This is a genomic window from Micromonospora sp. II (assembly GCF_001709195.1).
Lineage (GTDB): Bacteria > Actinomycetota > Actinomycetes > Mycobacteriales > Micromonosporaceae > Micromonospora > Micromonospora chalcea.
In genome coordinates, this window is sequence record NZ_LYXF01000006.1 from 11,444 (window position 1) to 29,143 (window position 17,700).

10 protein-coding genes are annotated in these 17,700 nt (G+C 72.7%); 5 read left to right on the top strand and 5 right to left on the bottom strand.

The features are described from left to right. Nucleotides 1–55: 55 nt before the first annotated feature. Together A8711_RS03265 and A8711_RS03270 are read right to left on the bottom strand one after the other, a co-directional pair. Nucleotides 56–3,349, bottom strand: coding sequence for a S8 family serine peptidase (locus tag A8711_RS03265; RefSeq protein ID WP_043326601.1), 3,294 nt, complete (start codon nt 3,347–3,349; stop codon nt 56–58). A gap of 148 nt (nt 3,350–3,497) precedes the next feature. Next, entirely contained in the window at nt 3,498–4,676 is a 1,179-nt protein-coding gene (locus A8711_RS03270; protein ID WP_069087409.1) for a DNA recombination protein RmuC, read from the bottom strand. Nucleotides 4,677–4,730: 54 nt separating this feature from the next. On the opposite strand from A8711_RS03270, the gene A8711_RS03275 reads away from it, so the two are divergent. Continuing rightward, on the top strand, nt 4,731–5,531 hold the full coding sequence (locus A8711_RS03275) for a hypothetical protein (RefSeq protein ID WP_043326597.1): 801 nt from the start codon (nt 4,731–4,733) through the stop codon (nt 5,529–5,531). A gap of 124 nt (nt 5,532–5,655) precedes the next feature. Here the strand turns inward: A8711_RS03275 and ppc are convergent, their stop codons facing one another. After that, a complete protein-coding gene (ppc, locus tag A8711_RS03280) occupies nt 5,656–8,442 on the bottom strand; it encodes a phosphoenolpyruvate carboxylase (RefSeq protein ID WP_064447670.1) in 2,787 nt (928 codons plus the stop codon). A 123-nt stretch (nt 8,443–8,565) separates the two neighbouring features. Then, nucleotides 8,566–9,594, bottom strand: coding sequence for a hypothetical protein (locus A8711_RS03285; protein WP_069087410.1), 1,029 nt, complete (start codon nt 9,592–9,594; stop codon nt 8,566–8,568). 85 nt (nt 9,595–9,679) lie between these two features. On the opposite strand from A8711_RS03285, the gene A8711_RS03290 reads away from it, so the two are divergent. Then, nucleotides 9,680–10,720, top strand: a complete 1,041-nt coding sequence (locus A8711_RS03290) for a S66 peptidase family protein (protein ID WP_069087411.1) — start codon at nt 9,680–9,682, stop codon at nt 10,718–10,720. Between the two features lie 188 nt (nt 10,721–10,908). Here the strand turns inward: A8711_RS03290 and A8711_RS03295 are convergent, their stop codons facing one another. Next, on the bottom strand, nt 10,909–11,817 hold the full coding sequence (locus A8711_RS03295) for a cyclase family protein (RefSeq protein WP_069087412.1): 909 nt from the start codon (nt 11,815–11,817) through the stop codon (nt 10,909–10,911). 155 nt (nt 11,818–11,972) lie between these two features. On the opposite strand from A8711_RS03295, the gene mfd reads away from it, so the two are divergent. The 3 genes from mfd to A8711_RS03310 are packed head-to-tail and all read left to right on the top strand — an operon-like array spanning nt 11,973 to nt 17,409. Then, nucleotides 11,973–15,620 (top strand): transcription-repair coupling factor, encoded by a 3,648-nt coding sequence (mfd, locus tag A8711_RS03300; RefSeq protein ID WP_069087413.1) that lies wholly within the window; start codon nt 11,973–11,975, stop codon nt 15,618–15,620. Between the two features lie 47 nt (nt 15,621–15,667). Next, complete coding sequence (locus tag A8711_RS03305; protein WP_069087414.1) at nt 15,668–16,438, top strand: SurA N-terminal domain-containing protein; 771 nt, start codon at nt 15,668–15,670, stop codon at nt 16,436–16,438. Beyond that, on the top strand, nt 16,435–17,409 hold the full coding sequence (locus A8711_RS03310; RefSeq protein ID WP_069087415.1) for a nucleoside triphosphate pyrophosphohydrolase: 975 nt from the start codon (nt 16,435–16,437) through the stop codon (nt 17,407–17,409). The genes A8711_RS03305 and A8711_RS03310 overlap by 4 nt, the downstream gene beginning before the upstream one ends. Nucleotides 17,410–17,700 lie beyond the last annotated feature (291 nt).

The following is a 17,700-nucleotide window of genomic DNA, read 5'->3' on the forward strand; positions in this document are numbered from 1 at the left end:
CACGAAAGAGCCCCGCCCCCTGCGAGAGGGGACGGGGCTCCGTCGTGTCAGCGGATCAGTTGACCGCGAGAACCTCCACCGAACCGCGGCCGACGACCGCGCCCTCGGTGGTGGTCACGGCCATGTCGCCGTACAGCTCCCGGCCGGCGGCCGGGGTGGACAGGGCGGTCACCGAACCCGTGAGGGTGGCGGTGGCGCCGTTGGCCAGCGACAGCGGCGTGGACGACGCGGAGAGCGTGCCCAGCTCCGGGGAGGCGAACGAGTCCCGGTAGTCGTACGCGGTGCTCGGGTCGCTCATCGAGTAACCGTCGACCACGACGCGGTAGGTGCCCGGGGTCGGGTTGGTCAGCGTGACCGCCTCCTCCGAGTCACCGTCGGCCGACTGGCCCACCCGGGTGGTGCCCAGGAAGACCGTCAGGTCCAGGTCGGCGCTCAGGTCGGACGGGTTGCCGATCCGCGCGGTGAACGAGGTGGCGCCCGCCGGCACCTCCACCAGGTACTCCTGGCTCGCGCCCTGGGTGATGCTGGGCCGCTCGGACCGGACGCTCGCCAGCGGACCGCCGACGCCGGTCACCTGGACCGGACCGAACGCGTTGGTCAGCTTCCAGCTCACCGGAGCCGGCGTACCGGCGGTGACCGACGGGAGCTGCACCACGGCCGGCTCCACCTTCACGCCCTGCACGCGGGCCTGCAGCCGGAACGGGTTGTCCAGCGCCGGCGAGGTGCGGCGCGCCTCCACCTCGATCTCCCACACACCCGGGATCGGGTTCTGGTAGTCCCGCTCCTGCGGCTTGCAGACCGCGGCGTCGGAGAAGTTGGTGTAGCAGGCGGTGCTGGCGGTGCTCTCGACCGGCACGCCGTACGGGTTGATGGCGATGAAGCGGGTCTGCGAGCCGGTCGCGATGCCGGACAGGTTGACCTGCAGCGCGCCCGCGCCCGGCGGGACGGTCACGAAGTACGACCGGAAGTTGTTCCGCTCGACCGAGCCCTCGGCCGAGAAGGAGTACGCCGGAGCGGACACCGGGTTCGAGGCGACCACGACGGTGGCGACCTCGAAGTCGACCACGTTGGTGGCCGGGTCGTCGACGGTCATGATGGCGCCGTGCGCGCCGGCCGTCATCGGCTTGGCCTTCACCTTGACCGTGACGGTCTTGTTCAGCGGCAGCCAGACCACCTTGGGGGCGGAGTAGGTGCCGTCGTTGCCGCGGAACGCGACCTCGTGCTTGATGCCCTTGTTCGGGCCGCTGGTCCGGGTCAGCTTGACCTCGTAGTGGCGGCTCTCCTTGACCTTCTGGCCACCACGGTCGGCGGCGCAGCGGTTGTAGAGGCCGGTGCCGACGTTCGGGTTCGGCACGAACGTGCCGGAGGCCCGGTCGTAGCGGGTCAGGTTCGGCGACAGCTCGGTGCAGACCGGCGCCTCGGAGGTGTACGTGCGGGTCGGCACGCCCTTGGCGAGCAGGCTCCACGCGCCCGGCACGTTGAACATGCCGTAGCCCTGCGCGTACGTCGGGACGCCGGCGATCGGCTGGGCCGAGGTGTAGACGGCCCGGCGCAGCGCGGCCGGGGTGACGCCCTTGCCGGTCGCCTTGGCGGCCGACAGCAGCAGCGCGGCGGCGCCGGTGGCCTGCGGTGCGGCCATCGAGGTGCCGTTGAGCATCTGGTAGCCCGGGGGCAGCGGGTAGCCCGCCTCCGGCACCGGGTTGCCCGGCTGCCAGGTCGGCGCGGTGGAGATGGCCGAGCCGGGGGCGGCGATGTTCGGCTTGAAGCCGCCGTCCTCACGCGGGCCGCGCGACGAGAAGTTGAACAGCGCGTTGTCCTTGCGGACCACCGAGCCGTAGTTGGCCAGCCAGGTGTCCTTGCTGACGCTCGCCGCGACGCTCACCACGTCGGTGGCCACCGACGGGTCGCCGACGGTGTTCAGGCCCGGGCCGGAGTTGCCGGCCGAGATGAACAGCTGCACGCCGTAGGTGTTGATCAGGTCGTTGTAGAGGACCGCGCGGGCGTTCGAGCCGTCGTTGAGCGCGGGCAGGCCGCCGATCGACATGTTCACCACGTCGACCTTGCGGTTGATGACCAGGTCGGCCATGCCGGTGGTGAGCGCCGCCGCGGTGCAGCCGCCACCCCACGAGCAGGCGCGGGCGGAGACCAGCTTGGCACCCGGGGCGGCGCCGTCGAAGGCGCTGTTGCCGAGCATGTCGTTGGCGGCGGTGATGCCGGCGACGTGGGTGCCGTGGGTGCTCTCGATGATGCCGATGTTGACGTAGTCGACCAGGCCCGGGCCGCCGGCCGGCGTGGTGTCCACGTTGCGCCGGTACTCGACGACGAACGGGATCTGCTCGCGTACCGCGGTGGCCGGGTTGTCCGTGCCGAAGTGGCCGACCTGGAACTTCTCCTTGTACGGCCGCATCACCTCGTCGTCGGTGAAGTCGTTGTTCTGGTTCGCGTCGACGCGGACGTCACCGTTGGCGGGGTTGTAGAGCACGCCCCAGAAGTCGGTGGTGTCGCCGTCGCGGTTGAGGTCGCCGCGCGCGTCGCTGTTCGCGGTGATGTTCTCGCGGAACACGTTGAACCGGTAGTTGCCGGCCGGCGCGGTCCAGGTGCCCAGCGAGGTGGTGAACGTCGGGCCGCTGACCTCGGTCAGCATCGGTCGCCAGGAGGCGTCCTCCAGCGGGTCGGTGGCGGTGACCCAGTCGACGATCTTGCGCTCGCCGGTGGTGGTCGTCTGCAGCGCCGGCTGGTCGAGGTCCACACCGGAGTCCATGATGCCGATGGTGACGCCGCGGCCGTCCCACTGCGGGTTCGCGGCCTTGAAGGCCTCCGCGCCGGTCTCGTTCGTCGGCATGTACGGGTTCACCGCACCGGTGTCACCGCCCGGCCCGGCCAGCGTCTGGGCCTGCGCGGCGGTCTTCGCGCCCTTCGGGGCCGCCTCGGGCGCCGGGTCGGGGAGCTTGATGGTCTCGTCGAGGTCGACGGCGGCGACACCGGGCAGCGTGGCGGCCTTGAGCGCCTTGTCGGTGGGGACCTTCGCCAGCACGTAGCCGATCTGGTCGTACCGCTGGCTGACGGTCGCGCCCAGGCCGGTCAGGCCGTCGACGACCTTCTTGGCCGATCCCTTCTTGGCCGCGATGATCATCGTGACGGTCGGCGCGTTCTTCGCCTCGGCCTCGTCGAGCAGCTTGGCGTCGTGTGCGCCCAGTGCCTTCGCGGCGGTCGGCTGCGAGGGTTGCGGGGCGGCGGGGGCGGCGCTCGCGGTGCCGGCGCCACCTCCGACGGTCAGGGCGCCGGCCGCGAGGACCGAGGCCAGGAGCGCGGCGGACGGTCGCCGGCTGCGCGTGCGGGGTTTACTCAACGTTCTCTTCCTCCAGAGAACAGGGCCCCCGAGGGGCAGGGCACGTGTGACGGTGATCCTGCGTGCCAGGACGGCAGGTGTCACTACTCGGCCCAGGTTTGTGATCAGTCCGTGATGGAAATCGGCCTACGTCAACACGTGCGACGTGTTAGGCGTCGACGTCGGTCGACCGCTCGGCCGATGTGGACGGCGGACCCAGCAACTCGGGCGCCTGCGGCTGCCTCGGCGCCAGCTCGACCTGCGCCGGGGCGGCCAGCTCGTCGTCGGAGACGCCCAGCTCGGCCAGCTTCCGCGCGCTCACCAGCACCCGGGCCTCCAGCGAACCCACCGCCCGGTTGTACGCCGTCACCGCCCCGCCCAGCGAGCTGCCCAGCTTGCCGACGTGGTCGCCCAGCGTGGACAGCCGCCCGTACAGCTCGCGGGCCAGCGAGTGGACGGTCGCCGCGTTGCGCGCCAGCGCCTCCTGCCGCCACGAGTAGGCCACCGTGCGCAGCAGCGCCACCAGCGTGGCCGGGGTGGCCAGCACCACGTTGCGGGCGAACGCGTGCTCCAGCAGCGTCGGGTCGCGTTGCAGGGCCACGTCGAGGAACGGGTCGGCCGGCACGAACAGCACCACGAACTCCGGCGTCTGGTCGAACGCCGACCAGTAGGACTTGGCGGCCAGGCCGTCCACGTGCGCGCGCAGGTGCCGGGCGTGCGCGTCCAGGTGGGTGTCACGCCCCCGCTCGTCGCGCGCCTCCATCGCGGTCAGGTACGCGTCGAACGGCGCCTTCGCGTCCACCACCACCGTCCGGCCGCCGTGCAGCCGGACCACCAGGTCGGGGCGTACCCCCTGGTGGTCGGTCGCGGCGGTGACCTGCTCGCTGAAGTCGCAGTGCTCCAGCATGCCGGCGGCCTCGACGATCCGGCGGAGCTGGTGCTCGCCCCAGCGGCCCCGCACCTGCGGCGCGCGCAACGCGGCCACCAGCTGCTTGGTCTCGGTGCGCAGCTCGCCGGAGACCGCGCTCATGGACCGCACCTGCTCGCGCAGCTCGGCGTACGCGTCGACCCGGTCCCGCTCCAGCTCGGCCACCCGCTGCTCGTAGCGGCGCAGCGTGTCGTGCAGCGGCGCGACCGCGCGGGCCACCGCCTCCTGCGACTGCGCCGTGGCCTCGTAGCTCAGCGCCCGCATGGACTGCTCCAGCCGGCCCTCGCCCGCCTTGGTCGCGGCGAGCGTCGCCTCCAGGCGGGCGATGTCGGCCGCCGCGCGCGCCCGCGCGGCCAGCCAGCCCACCGCGCCGCCCGCGGCGAGGCAGAGCACCACCACGGCCAGCGTCGCAAAGCTCATGGCCAAGAGCTTGCCAAACGGGTACGACGTGCGCCCGGTGGGTACGTTCGAGTCATGGAGTTCGCGTTGTGGCTGTTCCTGATCCTGCTGCTCGGAGGTGCGTTCATGTTCTGGCGGAGGGGGAGCAGATCGCGTCGCTCGAACGAACTGGCCGACGCCCGCGCCGAGGCGCAGCGGTGGTACGAGCGGCTCGGCGGCCAGCTGATGAACCTGCACGGCGACGCCCCGGCGGTCCGGCAGGCGCTCGCCGACGCCGGTGAGCGCTACAACGCGGCCGGTTCCCAGCTGGAGCAGGCGAGCACGCCGCGCCAGTTCGGGCTGGCCCGGGAGACCGCGCTGGAAGGGCTGGCGTACATCCGGGCGGCGCGTACCGCGATGGGCATCGACCCGGGCCCGGAGCTGCCGCCGCTCGCCGCCGCCCAGGGCGCGGGCGCGCTCACCAAGGAGCGGCAGGTCGACGTGCAGGGACAGACGTTCCGGGCCGGACCGCAGCCGGGCAACGCGACGCCCTACTACTACCCGGGTGGCCGGTTCCAGGGGCGGCCGGTGCCGGCCGGCTGGTACTCCACGCCGTGGTGGAAGACCGCGCTCGGCGCCGGCGTCGGTGTGGTCGGCGGTCTGCTGATCGCCGACGCGCTGTTCTCGCCCGCGTTCGCCGACCCCGGGTACGGCTACGACGCCGGCTACCAGGAGGGCTTCGGCGACGGCCAGGACTTCGGCGACCAGGGCGGAGACATGGGCGGCGGTGGTGACTACGCCGGTGGCGACTTCGGCGGCGGCGACTACGGCGGTGGCGACTTCGGTGGCTTCGGCGGCGGAGATTTCGGCGGTGACTTCGGCGGCGGCGACTTCTAGCCGGCACCGCCGCGCCGGGCGCGGTGCGCCGCGCGTCGGGCGCTGCTCGCGACGCGCCGCGCGCAGGCGTTAAGAAGGGCCCCCTCTTATGCACGAGGCGTTAAGAGGGGGCCCTTCCTTACACTCAGCCGGTGTTGCGCATGCCGGCGGCGATGCCGTTGACGGTGGTCAGCAGCGCCCGTTCCAGCGCCGTACCGTCGTTCGGGGCACGCCGCCCACCCGGCGCGGTCGCCACCGCCCGCCCGGCCGCACCTGATTCGCGGTACTGCCGCAGCAACGCCACCTGGAGGTGGTGCAGCGGCTCCAGGTAGGTGTCCCGCACGGCGAGCGTGCGCTGCAGCACGGGGGAGTTCTCCAGCAGCGCCGGCGAGCCGGTGACGGCCAGCACCTCCTGCTTGGTCAGCTCGTACTCCTGCTCGATCTTGTCGAAGATCGGGTGCAGCTTCTTCGGCACCAGCGTCTCCACGTACCGCCGGGCGATGGTCAGGTCGGTCTTGGTCAGCATCATCTCGACGTTCGACAGGAACGTGCGGAAAAAGTGCCAGTTCCGGTTCATCTCGGCGAGCACGTCGGCCAGCCCGGCCGCCCGCGCGGCGGCCAGCCCGGAGCCCACGCCGAACCAGCCCGGCACGATCTGCCGGGTCTGCGTCCAGCCGAACACCCACGGGATGGCCCGCAGGCCGGACAGGCCGGCGCCGGTGTTCGGGCGCTTCGCCGGCCGGGAGCCGATGTTCAGCGCGCCGAGCAACTCGGTCGGCGTGGAGGCCCAGAAGTACGCGGGCAGGTCCGGGTCCTCGACCAGCGACCGGTACGACCGGAACGCCGACTCGGACACCACGTCCATGGCCGCGTCCCAGCGCTCCAGCATCTCGGCCGGCTGCCGGGGCGCGGTGTGCAGCAGCGTCGCCTGAAGCACCGCCGCGACTGTCAGCTCCAGGTTCTCCCGGGCCAGCGCCGGCAGCGTGTACTTGTCGGAGATGACCTCGCCCTGCTCGGTCACCTTGATCGCGCCGTCCAGCGTGCCGTACGGCTGGGCCAGGATCGCGTCGTGCGTGGGACCGCCGCCACGGCCGACGGTGCCGCCCCGGCCGTGGAACAACCGCAGGTGTACGCCGTGCCGCGCGGCCACGTCCCGCAGCGCGCGCTGCGCCCGGTGGATGGACCACTGGCTGGTGGTGATGCCCGCCTCCTTGTTGGAGTCGGAGTAGCCGAGCATCACCTCCTGCACGTCGCCCCGCGCCGCCACCAGCGCCCGGTACGCGGGCAGCGACAGCAGCTCGTCCAGCAGCTCGCCGCCGGCGTTCAGCTCGGCCGGGGTCTCCAGCAGCGGAACGATGCCGATGCGGGCCCGCCCGGAGTGCACGTCCACCAGGCCGGCCTCGCGGGCCAGCACCACGGCGGCGAGCACGTCGTCCACGCCGAGCGTCATCGAGATGATGTACGACTCGATCACCTCGGGGCCGAACCGGTCCTGCGCCTCGCGGATGGCCGCGAACACGTCGAACGTCTTGCGGGCCGACTCGGTGAGCGGGCTGTCCTGGGTGGAGAGCGGCCGGCGGCCGGTCAGCTCGTCGGCGAGCAGCTTGGTGCGCTCCAGCCGGGTCAGCGCCGGGTAGTCGGACACCTCGCCGACGGCCTCGTAGAGCTGGGCCAGCACCTCGTGGTGCTTCTCCGCGTGCTCCCGGATGTCCATGGTGGCCAGGTGCAGCCCGAACGCGGACACCGTACGGATGGTCGAGGCGAGCCGCCCGACGGCGGTGAGCTGGCCGGAGTTGCGGGCCAGCGACGCGCGCAGCAGCTCCAGGTCGGCGATCAGCTCGGCCGAGCCCCGGTAGTCGCGCCCCGGCACGTGCGGGGTGTCGGCGCGCAGCCGCTCCCGGGTGTTGGCGAGCTTCGCCTTCACGCACCGCGCCTTGAGCCGGTACGGCTCCTCCGCGTTGACCCGGCGGAACCGGGGTGCCACCTCGGGCAGCGCGTCCAGGTCCTTGGCCAGGCTGGCGGACAGGTCGAGCGACACCGCGCGCAGCCGCCGGGACACGCTGACCTCGGTGATCAGCTCGTCCATCGCCTTCTCGGTGGCGGCGATGCCGTGCTCGTGCTGGATGCGCAGCACCTCGCGGGTGACCACCGGCGTGACGAACGGGTTGCCGTCGCGGTCGCCGCCGATCCAGGTGCCGAAGCTCAGCGGGCGGGACGTCGGCGACGTCTCCACGCCGAGCGTGCGCAGCGTGTCGGCGAGGTCGTCGAGGACCTGCGGCGCGGCCTCGGCGTACAGGTCGCGCAGGTAGTAGATCGCGTTGCGCGCCTCGTCGGTCGGGTCCGGCCGGTCCAGCCGCAGCTCGTCGGTCTGCCACATCAGGTCGAGCAGCTCGGCGAGGCGGCGGTTCGCCGGGCCCTCGTCGCTGGCGCCGTACAGGATCGCGTTCGCGGTCTCGGTGTCCAGCTCGTCGGCGACCGCGCGCAGCTTGGACAGGATGGACCGGCGGGCCGCCTCGGTCGGGTGCGCGGTGAAGACCGGGCGTACGGCCAGCCGGCGGGCCGCGGCGGCGATCTCCTCGGCCGGTACGCCCCGCTCGGCGATCATCTTGGCGGCCTGGTCCAGCCAGCCACCGTCGGTGGCGCGGCGGCGGCGCAGGTCCCGGGCGCGGTGCACCTGCTCGGTGATGTTCGCCAGGTGGAAGTAGGTGGAGAAGGCACGGGCGAGCTTCGTGCCGGTGGTGACGTCGAGCCCGGCGAGGCGCTGGGCGGCGGCCGGCGCGTCGGAGCGGACCTGGGCGCGGATCTCCTCGACCAGGTCGAGCAGCGGGCGGCCCTCCTGCCGGGCGAGGGTCTGCCCGAGCAGCGTGCCGAGGCGGCGGATGTCGGCCCGGAGAGCGGCGTCGGGGCCGTCGTGGTCGTGCTGGTCGGTCACGGTTGCGCTCCTTACGCGAGGACGAAGGACAGCGCTGTCCGACTCCCCTGGATCGTATCCGCGTACCCCCGGGGGACAGGAGGGGGACCGCGTGATGATCTGCACTCTGGGACGGCCCGCCGGTCAGCCCCGGTCGACGGCGTGCCGGCCCGGCGCCGGGCGCCGTCGGGCGCGGAACATGGTCGCGGTGAGCAGCCCGGCCAGGCCGGCGACGACCCAGATCAGCAGGCCGGTCAGCGCCCAGCCGCCGCCGCGCCAGTCGAAGTAGATGGCCGATTTGAACAGGTCGGTGGCGAGGCCTGGAACGTTCCAGCGGTGCATGCCGCGCAGGAGCGGCGGCAGGAACTCGGGCGCGTAGATGCCGCCGGACCCGGGGTTGCCGAGCACCACGAGCAGCAGGATCACGATGCCGGTGCCGAGCAGTCCGAGCCAGCCCTGCACGGCGGCGGCGACCATCCCGGCCGCGAACGCGGCGAGCGCGCCGACCACCGCCACCGCCGCCACGTGACCGGCGAACACGCCGAGCACCGGTCCGACCAGGATCGCCCCGATGACGCCGAGCAGGATCGCGTGCACCGCGAGCGTGGCGATCCGCAGCCCGGCCCGGCGCAGGTCGCGGGGGCTGGTGCCGAGTGAGATGCCGAGCGCCGTGGACGCCAGGTAGCCGCCCAGTACCACGCCGACGGCCAGGTAGAACGGGACCAGGCCGCGCGGGTCGTCGCCGGAGACCGGCACGTCGTCGGTGACCTGAAGCGGCACCCCGGCCTGCCGGGCCGCCTCGGTGAACACGTCGGTGACGAGTTCCGTGGCGGCGGGCGCTCCGGCGCTGGCGGTGGCGAGCGTCAGGCCGGCGTCCGGGGCGGAGCTGAGCACCGCGTACACCGATCTGTCGGTGAGGCCGTCCTGGGCGGCGCCGCGGCTGTCGTACCCGACGGGTTTGATCGTGTCGGTGCGGGCGCGGACGGCGGACATCACGGCCTGGGCCTGCTGGTCGCCGGTGACGACGGCGACCGGGATGTCGCGCGGGTCGGGCTTGTGCAGCGCGCCGACGTAGGCGGCGATGAACGCGCTGGCCAGCGCCAGGGTGCCGAGGACCAGCGCCGCCGTGCGCGGCAGCCAGTCCCGGGTACGCAGTTCCGGCTCGTCGTCCACGCGCTCAGCCTATTGGCGGCATTTGCCTGGCTGAGGCGGTTTCGTCAGGGCGAAATCCGCTGGTCCGGGCCGATAGCGTCGGGCCATGCAGGCACCCGTCTATCCCCCCAAACCGAAGCCGGGCGACCGCGTCGCGGTCGTCTCACCCTCCGCCGGCCTGCCGGGTCTCTTCCCCCACGTGTACGAGCTGGGGCTGCGCCGGCTCCGCGACGAGCTGGGGCTGGAACCGGTGGAGTACCCGACCACCCGCGTCATGGGCGCCGACCCGCGCGACCGGGCACGTGACCTGATGGCCGCGTTCACCGACCCGACGATCACCGCCGTGCTGGCCACCGTCGGCGGGGACGACCTGATCACTGTCACCCCGTACCTGAACGACGAGGAGCTGTGGGCCAACCCGAAGCCGTACTTCGGCTACTCGGACAACACCAACGTGCTCAACCACCTCTACCGGCTGGATCTCGTCGGCTACCACGGCGGGTCCGTGCTGGTGCACCTCGGGCGCTCCGGCAAGCCGCACCCGCTGACGCTCGACTCGCTGCGCGCCGCGCTGTTCACCTCCGGCTGGTACGAGCTGACCGCCGCCCCCGAGTGGGGCGACGAGCCGTGCGACTGGCGCGACCCGGCCACGCTGGCCGAGGAGCCGCCGATGTACCCGTCCGAGGGCTGGCGCTGGCACGGCCCGGCCGAGGTGGTGCAGGGCCGCACGTGGGGCGGCAATCTGGAGATCCTGCACTGGCTGATGGCGACCGACCGCGTTCCGCGCGCGGCCGACCTGGCCGGCTCGGTGCTGGTGCTGGAGACCTCGGAGGAGATGCCGTCCGCGCAGGAGGTCTTCCGGATCGTGCGGAACCTGGGCGAGCGCGGGTTGCTCGCCGGCTTCCCGGCGATCGTGGTGGGCCGGCCCAAGGCGTGGGACTTCGACCGGCCCCACACGGTCGCGGAGCGGCTGGCCTGGGCCGCCGACCAGCGGGCGGCGATCCTGTCGGCTCTTGCGCCCTACGCGGGCGACCCGGTGGTGGTCTTCGACGTCGACCTGGGCCACACCGACCCGCAGCTGATCATCCCGTACGGCGGCGAGATCCGCGTGGACGCGGTGGAGCGACGGATCGCCGTCCGCTACTGACCCCGCCGCCCGCCTGCTCGGTGGAACGGCATGGGTGTCTACGTCGCCGTTTGACACCCACGCCGTTCCACTCACGCCTCGAAGTGGCGGTCAGTGGAACGTTATGGGTGTCTCAGCGCCCTTTTGACACCCATGGCGTTCCACCCGGCGCTTGGCGGGCGGCGGTTGGCGGCGGGCGGCGGCGTGGGTCAGGCGTTGACGACGGCGAAGGCGCGGACCGGGAACGTGCCCATGCCGGCGACCCGTGGCGGGGCGGCGGTGAACCGGAAGCCGGTCGGCGGCAGCGCGTCCAGGCCGGTCAGGTGCTCCACGATCGGCACCCCGGCGGCCAGCAGACCGGTGTGCGCCGGGCGCTGACCCGCTGCCGCCGGAGTCATGTCGTCGATGTTGATCGAGTCGATGCCGACCAGCGCCGCGCCCGCCTCGGCCAGCCATTGCGCGCCGTCACCGGTCAGGTAGGGCGCCTCCGGCGCGGCGTACCTGTCGGTGCCGAAGTGCGCGTCCCAGCCGGTGTGCAGCAGCACCGCGCACCCGGCCACGTCATACGGGGCGAGCATCAGCCGGTCCACCGCCCGGGTACCGGCGGGCACCCGCACCACCAGGCCGGGCAGGTCGGCGAGGCGGTCCAGCGGCACCCCGGTCAGGTCCGGGCCGTCGGCGAAGCGGTGCGACGGCGTGTCCACGTACGTGCCGGTGTTGGCGATCATGTCGATCCGGGCGACGTGGAACTCGACGCCCGGCGCGTACCGATGCCGGGACTCCTCCCGGGTCAGCCAGTCGCTGATCGCCGGGCCGGGCCAGCCGGGCAGCGTGACCAGCCCTTCGGCGATCACGTGACTCAGTTCGACGAGCTTCCGCCCACCCGAGGCCGGCACATCGAGGCCCCGTCCGCCCTTGTGCGGCTCCTCGACCACGGTCCGGTTGGTGATCCGCACCTCGCCGACCATGAGCAGCCCGAGGTGCCGGACCAGAAGCGCGGCCACCTCGTCGTCGGTGACGTCCGGGTGCGGCACGTCCAACCGGAACCCGTCCGTGCGCAGGCCACCACCGTTTGCGAAATCCACCTGGGCGTCGAAGACCGCCCGATACTCGACCATCCGCCCACCGCACCACGCCCGGTCACGGCCGGTCAAGATCGAAGATCGGGCGGGCCCGGATCGTCGGTGGAGGGGGATAGGCTCGAACGGTGCACCCCCCGTCCGGCTGGACGCGGGGTCGTCGTCGTGTGTCGATCCGCTGGAAGTGATCACTGATGCTCACCGGACTCTTCTCCGCCGCCCTGGCCGACCCGGGGCTGGCCCGGGCGCGTGACCTGGCGCGCTCCGGTGCCGCGCAGGTCGACGGGCTCGACCTCACCGCCCCCGCCGCGCTGCGCCCGTTCGCGGTGGCAGCGGTCGCCTCCGACGAGCCGGCCGGCGGCGCGGGCCGTCCCGTGCTCGCGGTCACCGCCACCACCCGGGAGGCCGACGACCTGGCCTCCGCGCTGGGCAGCCTGCTGCCGCCGGAGCAGGTGGCGGTCTTCCCGTCCTGGGAGACGCTGCCGCACGAGCGCCTGTCGCCCCGCTCCGACACGGTCGGGCGGCGCCTCGCCGTGCTGCGCCGCCTCGCCCACCCGGAGGCCGCCGACGCGCACGGCCGCACCGGGCCGCTGCGGGTCGTGGTCGCGCCGGTCCGGTCGCTGCTCCAGCCGCAGCTCAAGGGCCTCGGCGACCTGGAACCCGTCCAGCTCGCCGCCGGTGACGAGGCCGACCTGGAAGAGGTCGCCCGCCGGCTCACCGACATGGCGTACGCCCGGGTCGACCTGGTCACCAAGCGCGGCGAGTTCGCGGTACGCGGCGGCATCCTGGACGTCTTCCCGCCCACCGACGAGCACCCGTCCCGGGTCGAGTTCTGGGGCGACGAGGTGGAGGAGATCCGCACGTTCGCGGTCGCCGACCAGCGCACCATCGAGGGCGTCGCGCAGATGTGGGCGCCGCCGTGCCGCGAGCTGCTGCTCACCACGGACGTGCGGGAGCGGGCCGCCGCGCTCGCCGCCGAGCACCCCGAGCTGGCCGAGATCCTGGACAAGCTCGCCGAGGGCATCCCGGTGGAGGGCATGGAGTCCCTCGCGCCGGTGCTGATCGGCGCCGACGCGCTGGAACTGCTCGTCGACTGCATGCCGGCCGGCACCCACGTACTCCTCTGCGACCCCGAGCGCATCCGCACCCGCGCGCACGACCTGGTCCGTACCTCGGAGGAGTTCCTCCAGGCCAGCTGGGCCGCAGCCGCCGTCGGCGGCCAAGCCCCGGTCGACCTCGGCGCCGCCGCCTTCAAGACCCTGGCCGAGGTACGCACGGCAGCCCGCGCCCTGCGCCAGCCCTGGTGGACGCTCGCGCCGTTCGGCCTGGTCGAGGCGGACGCGGCACCGGCCCGGCAGCCCTGGGAGGACGCGCCGGCCGAGGTCGACGTCACCCCCGACGACGCCATCGCGGTGAGCCTGGCCGCCCAGCCGGCCCCGCTCTACCACGGCGAGACGGCCCGGGTGGTCGAGGACCTGAAGCGCTGGGCCGGCGAGGGCTGGTCGATCGCGCTGGTCTTCGAGGGGCACGGCCCCGCCCAGCGGGCCGTCGAGGTGCTCCGTGACGCCGGTCTCGGCGCCCGGCTCACCGAGGAGGTGCCCACCGCGCCCGCACCGGGCGAGCTGCTCGTGTCGTGCGGCTGCCTGACCGCCGGCTTCGTCGACGAGGCGTCGAAGTTCGTGCTGCTCACCGGCAACGACGTCACCGGCGGCCGGGGCACCTCCACCCGCGACATGCGCAAGATGCCCAGCCGGCGGCGCAACACCATCGACCCGCTGGAGCTGAAGGCCGGCGACTTCGTGGTGCACGAGCAGCACGGCATCGGCCGGTACGTCGAGCTGGTGCAGCGCACGGTCAACGGCGCCAGCCGCGAATACCTGGTCATCGAGTACGCGCCGAGCAAGCGCGGCCAGCCCGGCGACCGCCTCTTCGTCCCGACCGACCAGCTCGATCAGCTCTCCCGCTACGTCGGCGGCGAGCAGCCCACGCTGCACAAGATGGGCGGCTCGGACTGGCAGAAGTCCAAGGCGCGGGCGCGCAAGGCGGTCCGCGAGATCGCCGCGCAGCTCATCCAGCTCTACGCCGCGCGCAAGGCGTCCAAGGGGCACAACTTCGCCCCCGACACCCCGTGGCAGCGGGAGCTGGAGGACGCCTTCCCCTGGCAGGAGACGCCGGACCAGCTGGCCGCCATCGAGGAGGTCAAGCGGGACATGGAACAGACCGTCCCGATGGACCGGCTGATCTGCGGCGACGTCGGCTACGGCAAGACCGAGATCGCGGTACGGGCGGCGTTCAAGGCGGTGCAGGACGGCAAGCAGGTGGCGGTGCTGGTGCCGACCACGCTGCTGGTGCAGCAGCACTACAACACGTTCGCCGAGCGGATGAGCCAGTTCCCGGTGTCGATCCGGCAGCTGTCCCGGTTCCAGACGCCGAAGGAGACCGAGCAGACGCTGGAGATGGTCGCCGCCGGCACCGTCGACATCGTCATCGGCACCCACCGGCTGCTCCAGGCGTCCACCCGGTTCAAGCAGCTCGGCCTCGTGATCATCGACGAGGAGCAGCGGTTCGGCGTCGAGCACAAGGAGCACCTGAAGACGCTGCGCGCCTCGGTCGACGTGCTCGCCATGTCGGCCACCCCGATCCCGCGCACGCTGGAGATGGCGATCACCGGCATCCGGGAGATGTCCACCATCGCCACCCCGCCGGAGGAGCGGCACCCGGTGCTCACGTTCGTCGGCGCGTACGACGACCGGCAGGTGGCCGCCTCCATCCACCGCGAGCTGCTCCGGGACGGTCAGGTCTTCTACCTGCACAACCGGGTCGAGTCGATCGAGAAGACGGCCCGCAAGCTGCGGGAGCTGGTGCCGGAGGCCCGGGTCGCGGTGGCGCACGGCCAGATGGGTGAGGAGGCGCTGGAGAAGGTGATGGTCGGCTTTTGGGAGAAGGAGTTCGACGTCCTGGTCTGCACCACCATCGTCGAGTCCGGCATCGACATCCCGAACGCCAACACGCTCATCGTGGAGCGGGCCGACCTGCTCGGCCTGGCCCAGCTGCACCAGATCCGCGGCCGGGTCGGCCGGGGCCGCGAGCGGGCGTACGCGTACTTCCTCTACCCGCCGGAGAAGCCGCTCACCGAGAACGCGCACGAGCGGCTGGCCACCATCGCCCAGCACACCGAACTCGGCGCGGGCATGTACGTGGCGATGAAGGACCTGGAGATCCGCGGCGCCGGCAATTTGCTCGGCGGCGAGCAGTCCGGCCACATCGAGGGCGTCGGCTTCGACCTGTACGTCCGGATGGTCGGCGAGGCGGTGTCCGCGTTCAAGGGCGAGAGCACCGAGGAGGAGACGGAGGTCAAGGTCGACCTGCCGATCGACGCGCACCTGCCGCACGACTACGTCGGAGTGGAGCGGCTGCGCCTGGAGATGTACCGCAAGCTCGCCGAGGCCCGCGACGCCGAGCGGCTGCGCGAGGTGGTCGCCGAGATGACCGACAGGTACGGCGAGCCGCCCGCCCCGGTGCAGAACCTGGTCGCGGTGGCGCGGTTCCGGCTGCTGGCCCGCCGCTACGGGCTCACCGACGTGTCGATGCAGGGCAAGCACATCCGGTTCGGCCCGCTGCCGCTGCCCGACTCGAAGCAGATGCGGCTCAAGCGCTACCACCCGGACTCGGTCTACAAGCAGGCGCTCGACCAGGTCAGCGTGCCCCGGCCCAGCACCCGGCGGATCGGCGGCGAGCCGCTGCGCGACCAGGCGTTGCTGGAGTGGTGCGAGCAGCTCCTGGCGGATGTCCTGGGCAAGCCCGAGGAGCTGGCTCGTGCGGTCCCGGCGGGTGCGCGATGAGGTGGGTGGAGTCACAGGCCGGTACGGGGCGTGAGAGAGTGAGCCACATGCGTGCACGTCGTTCCCTCGTCGCCGTCAGCGTCGCGGCCCTTGCCGCGCTCTCTCTCGCCGCCTGTGGCCGGTCCGCCCCGGACGTCGCCGCCTACGTCGGAGACACCCGTTACTCCGTCGAGCGGGTCGATGCGATCTACGACGACGCGCAGCGGCAGTACGCGGACGCTGTCCGGAACCAGGCGCCGCAGACGCCGTCGCCGGAGGAGCTGCGGTCCCCGGTGACCCGGCAGGACGTGCTGAACCTGCTCGTCGCGCTCGACCTCGGCAAGCGCGTGGCGGCCGAGAAGGGCCTCCAGGTCACCGACGAGGTGTCCCCGGAGCAGCTTCAGCAGCCGCTGCGGATGCCGGCGACCACCGAGTACACGAAGCTGTGGGGCGAGTGGGTGGACCTCTCCGCCACCCTCCAGCAGAACCTGCCGCCGGCCGACCTCAGCGACGAGTCCCTGATGGCCGTCTACCGCGCCATCGAGAAGACCGGGGCGATCCAGCCGGGCCTGACCGTTGACCAGGTCCGGCAGGCGTTCGGCGAGGCCGGGTTCGTCCGGAGCGCCACCGCGCTCAGCAACGCGCTGCAGCAGCAGGCCGAGAAGGTGGACGTCAGCGTCAACCCCCGGTTCGGCGTGAGCGCCGTGCCGTCGCTCGTCAACACCGGCCAGTCGCTCGTCTTCTACTCGCTGCCCTACGTCAGCCAGGACGGCCCGGTCACCGACATCTCGACGCCGGAGGCGCCGGCCGGTGGTTCGCCGGCTCCCGGAACCGCATGACCGCCCGCATCGTCCTGCTCGTCACCTCACCCCGGCTGCCCGCCAGCCTGCTGACCTCGGCCGCCTGGGACGCCGTACGCTCCGCGCCGGTCCTCGCCGGTGCGGAGAGCGAGCTGACCCGGGCGGTCCGGACGGCCGGCGCCGAGGTGAGCGTGGTGACCGAGGGCGCGACCCAGGCGCTGCTCGACGCCGCCGCCGCGCACGGCGGGGCGGTGTGGCTGGCCGGCCCGGCCGGCGACGAGACGCTGGYGCGTGAGCTGGGGCTGCGGCTGGCCCGCGAGCCCGGGCTGGCCGAGCTGGAACTGATGTACGGCTCGTGGGACCCGCCCGGCGCCCGGCTGCTCGACGCGGTCGAGGTGATGGACCGGCTGGCCTCCCCGGGCGGCGACCCCTGGAAGCGGGCGCAGACCCACCGCAGCCTGGCCGGGTTCCTGCTGGAGGAGTGCTACGAGGCGTACGACGCGATCAGCGCCGACGACACCGACGCGCTCCGCGAGGAACTGGGCGACGTGTTGCTCCAGGTGCTGCTGCACGCCCGGCTGGCCGAGGACCTGCCGGACGGCAAGAGCTGGACCGTCGACGACGTGGCCGGAACGCTCGTCGACAAGATGGTGCGGCGCAACCCGCACGTGTTCTCCGGCGAGCCGGTTGGCTCGATCGAGGAGATCGAGGCAAACTGGGAACGGATCAAGCGGGCCGAGAAGACCCGCGAATCGGTGCTGGACGGCATCGCGCTGAGCCAGCCCGCGCTCGCGCTGGCCGCGAAGATCCTGGACCGCGCCGGCCGGGTCGGCCTCGCCGTACCGCCCCCGCTGGCCGAATCGCAGGTGGACCCGGAAGCGCGGCTGGGGGCGAGCCTGCTGGCAACTGTCGCCGCCGCCCGCCAGGCCGGCATCGACCCGGAGGCCGCCCTGCGTCGTGCCACCTTGGCGTACGCCGAGGCGGTCCGAGCCGCCGAACGCCCCACCTGACCCCGCCCACCCCTCCCGCCCTCCAGCCCCGCCCTCCCGCCCTCCCGCCCCGCGATCTTGCACTTGCGGCCCACTGGGCATCGCAAATGTCCCTTCCGTCCGGGCAGGAAGTGCAAGATCGCGGAGGGCTGCCGGGTCGGGTTGCGTGGTGGCGGGACAGGCTGATGGGGGTTGATTCGAGCCCTCTCGCTTCCCGAGACTCGTAGACCGCATCTCGGGATCGGCGGTAGATCTTGGTACGAAAGGGCCCTCATAGGGGCCGTTCCGTACCAAGATCTGCCCAGCCACCCG

What these genes read in the sequence shown, in the direction of transcription:
- A8711_RS03270 (WP_069087409.1), bottom strand. Translation starts at nt 4,676, where the DNA reads ATGAGCTTTGCGACGCTGGCCGTGGTGGTGCTCTGCCTCGCCGCGGGC.
- A8711_RS03275 (WP_043326597.1), top strand. Translation starts at nt 4,731, where the DNA reads ATGGAGTTCGCGTTGTGGCTGTTCCTGATCCTGCTGCTCGGAGGTGCG.
- A8711_RS03290 (WP_069087411.1), top strand. Translation starts at nt 9,680, where the DNA reads ATGCAGGCACCCGTCTATCCCCCCAAACCGAAGCCGGGCGACCGCGTC.
- A8711_RS03295 (WP_069087412.1), bottom strand. Translation starts at nt 11,817, where the DNA reads ATGGTCGAGTATCGGGCGGTCTTCGACGCCCAGGTGGATTTCGCAAAC.
- mfd (WP_069087413.1), top strand. Translation starts at nt 11,973, where the DNA reads ATGCTCACCGGACTCTTCTCCGCCGCCCTGGCCGACCCGGGGCTGGCC.
- A8711_RS03305 (WP_069087414.1), top strand. Translation starts at nt 15,668, where the DNA reads ATGCGTGCACGTCGTTCCCTCGTCGCCGTCAGCGTCGCGGCCCTTGCC.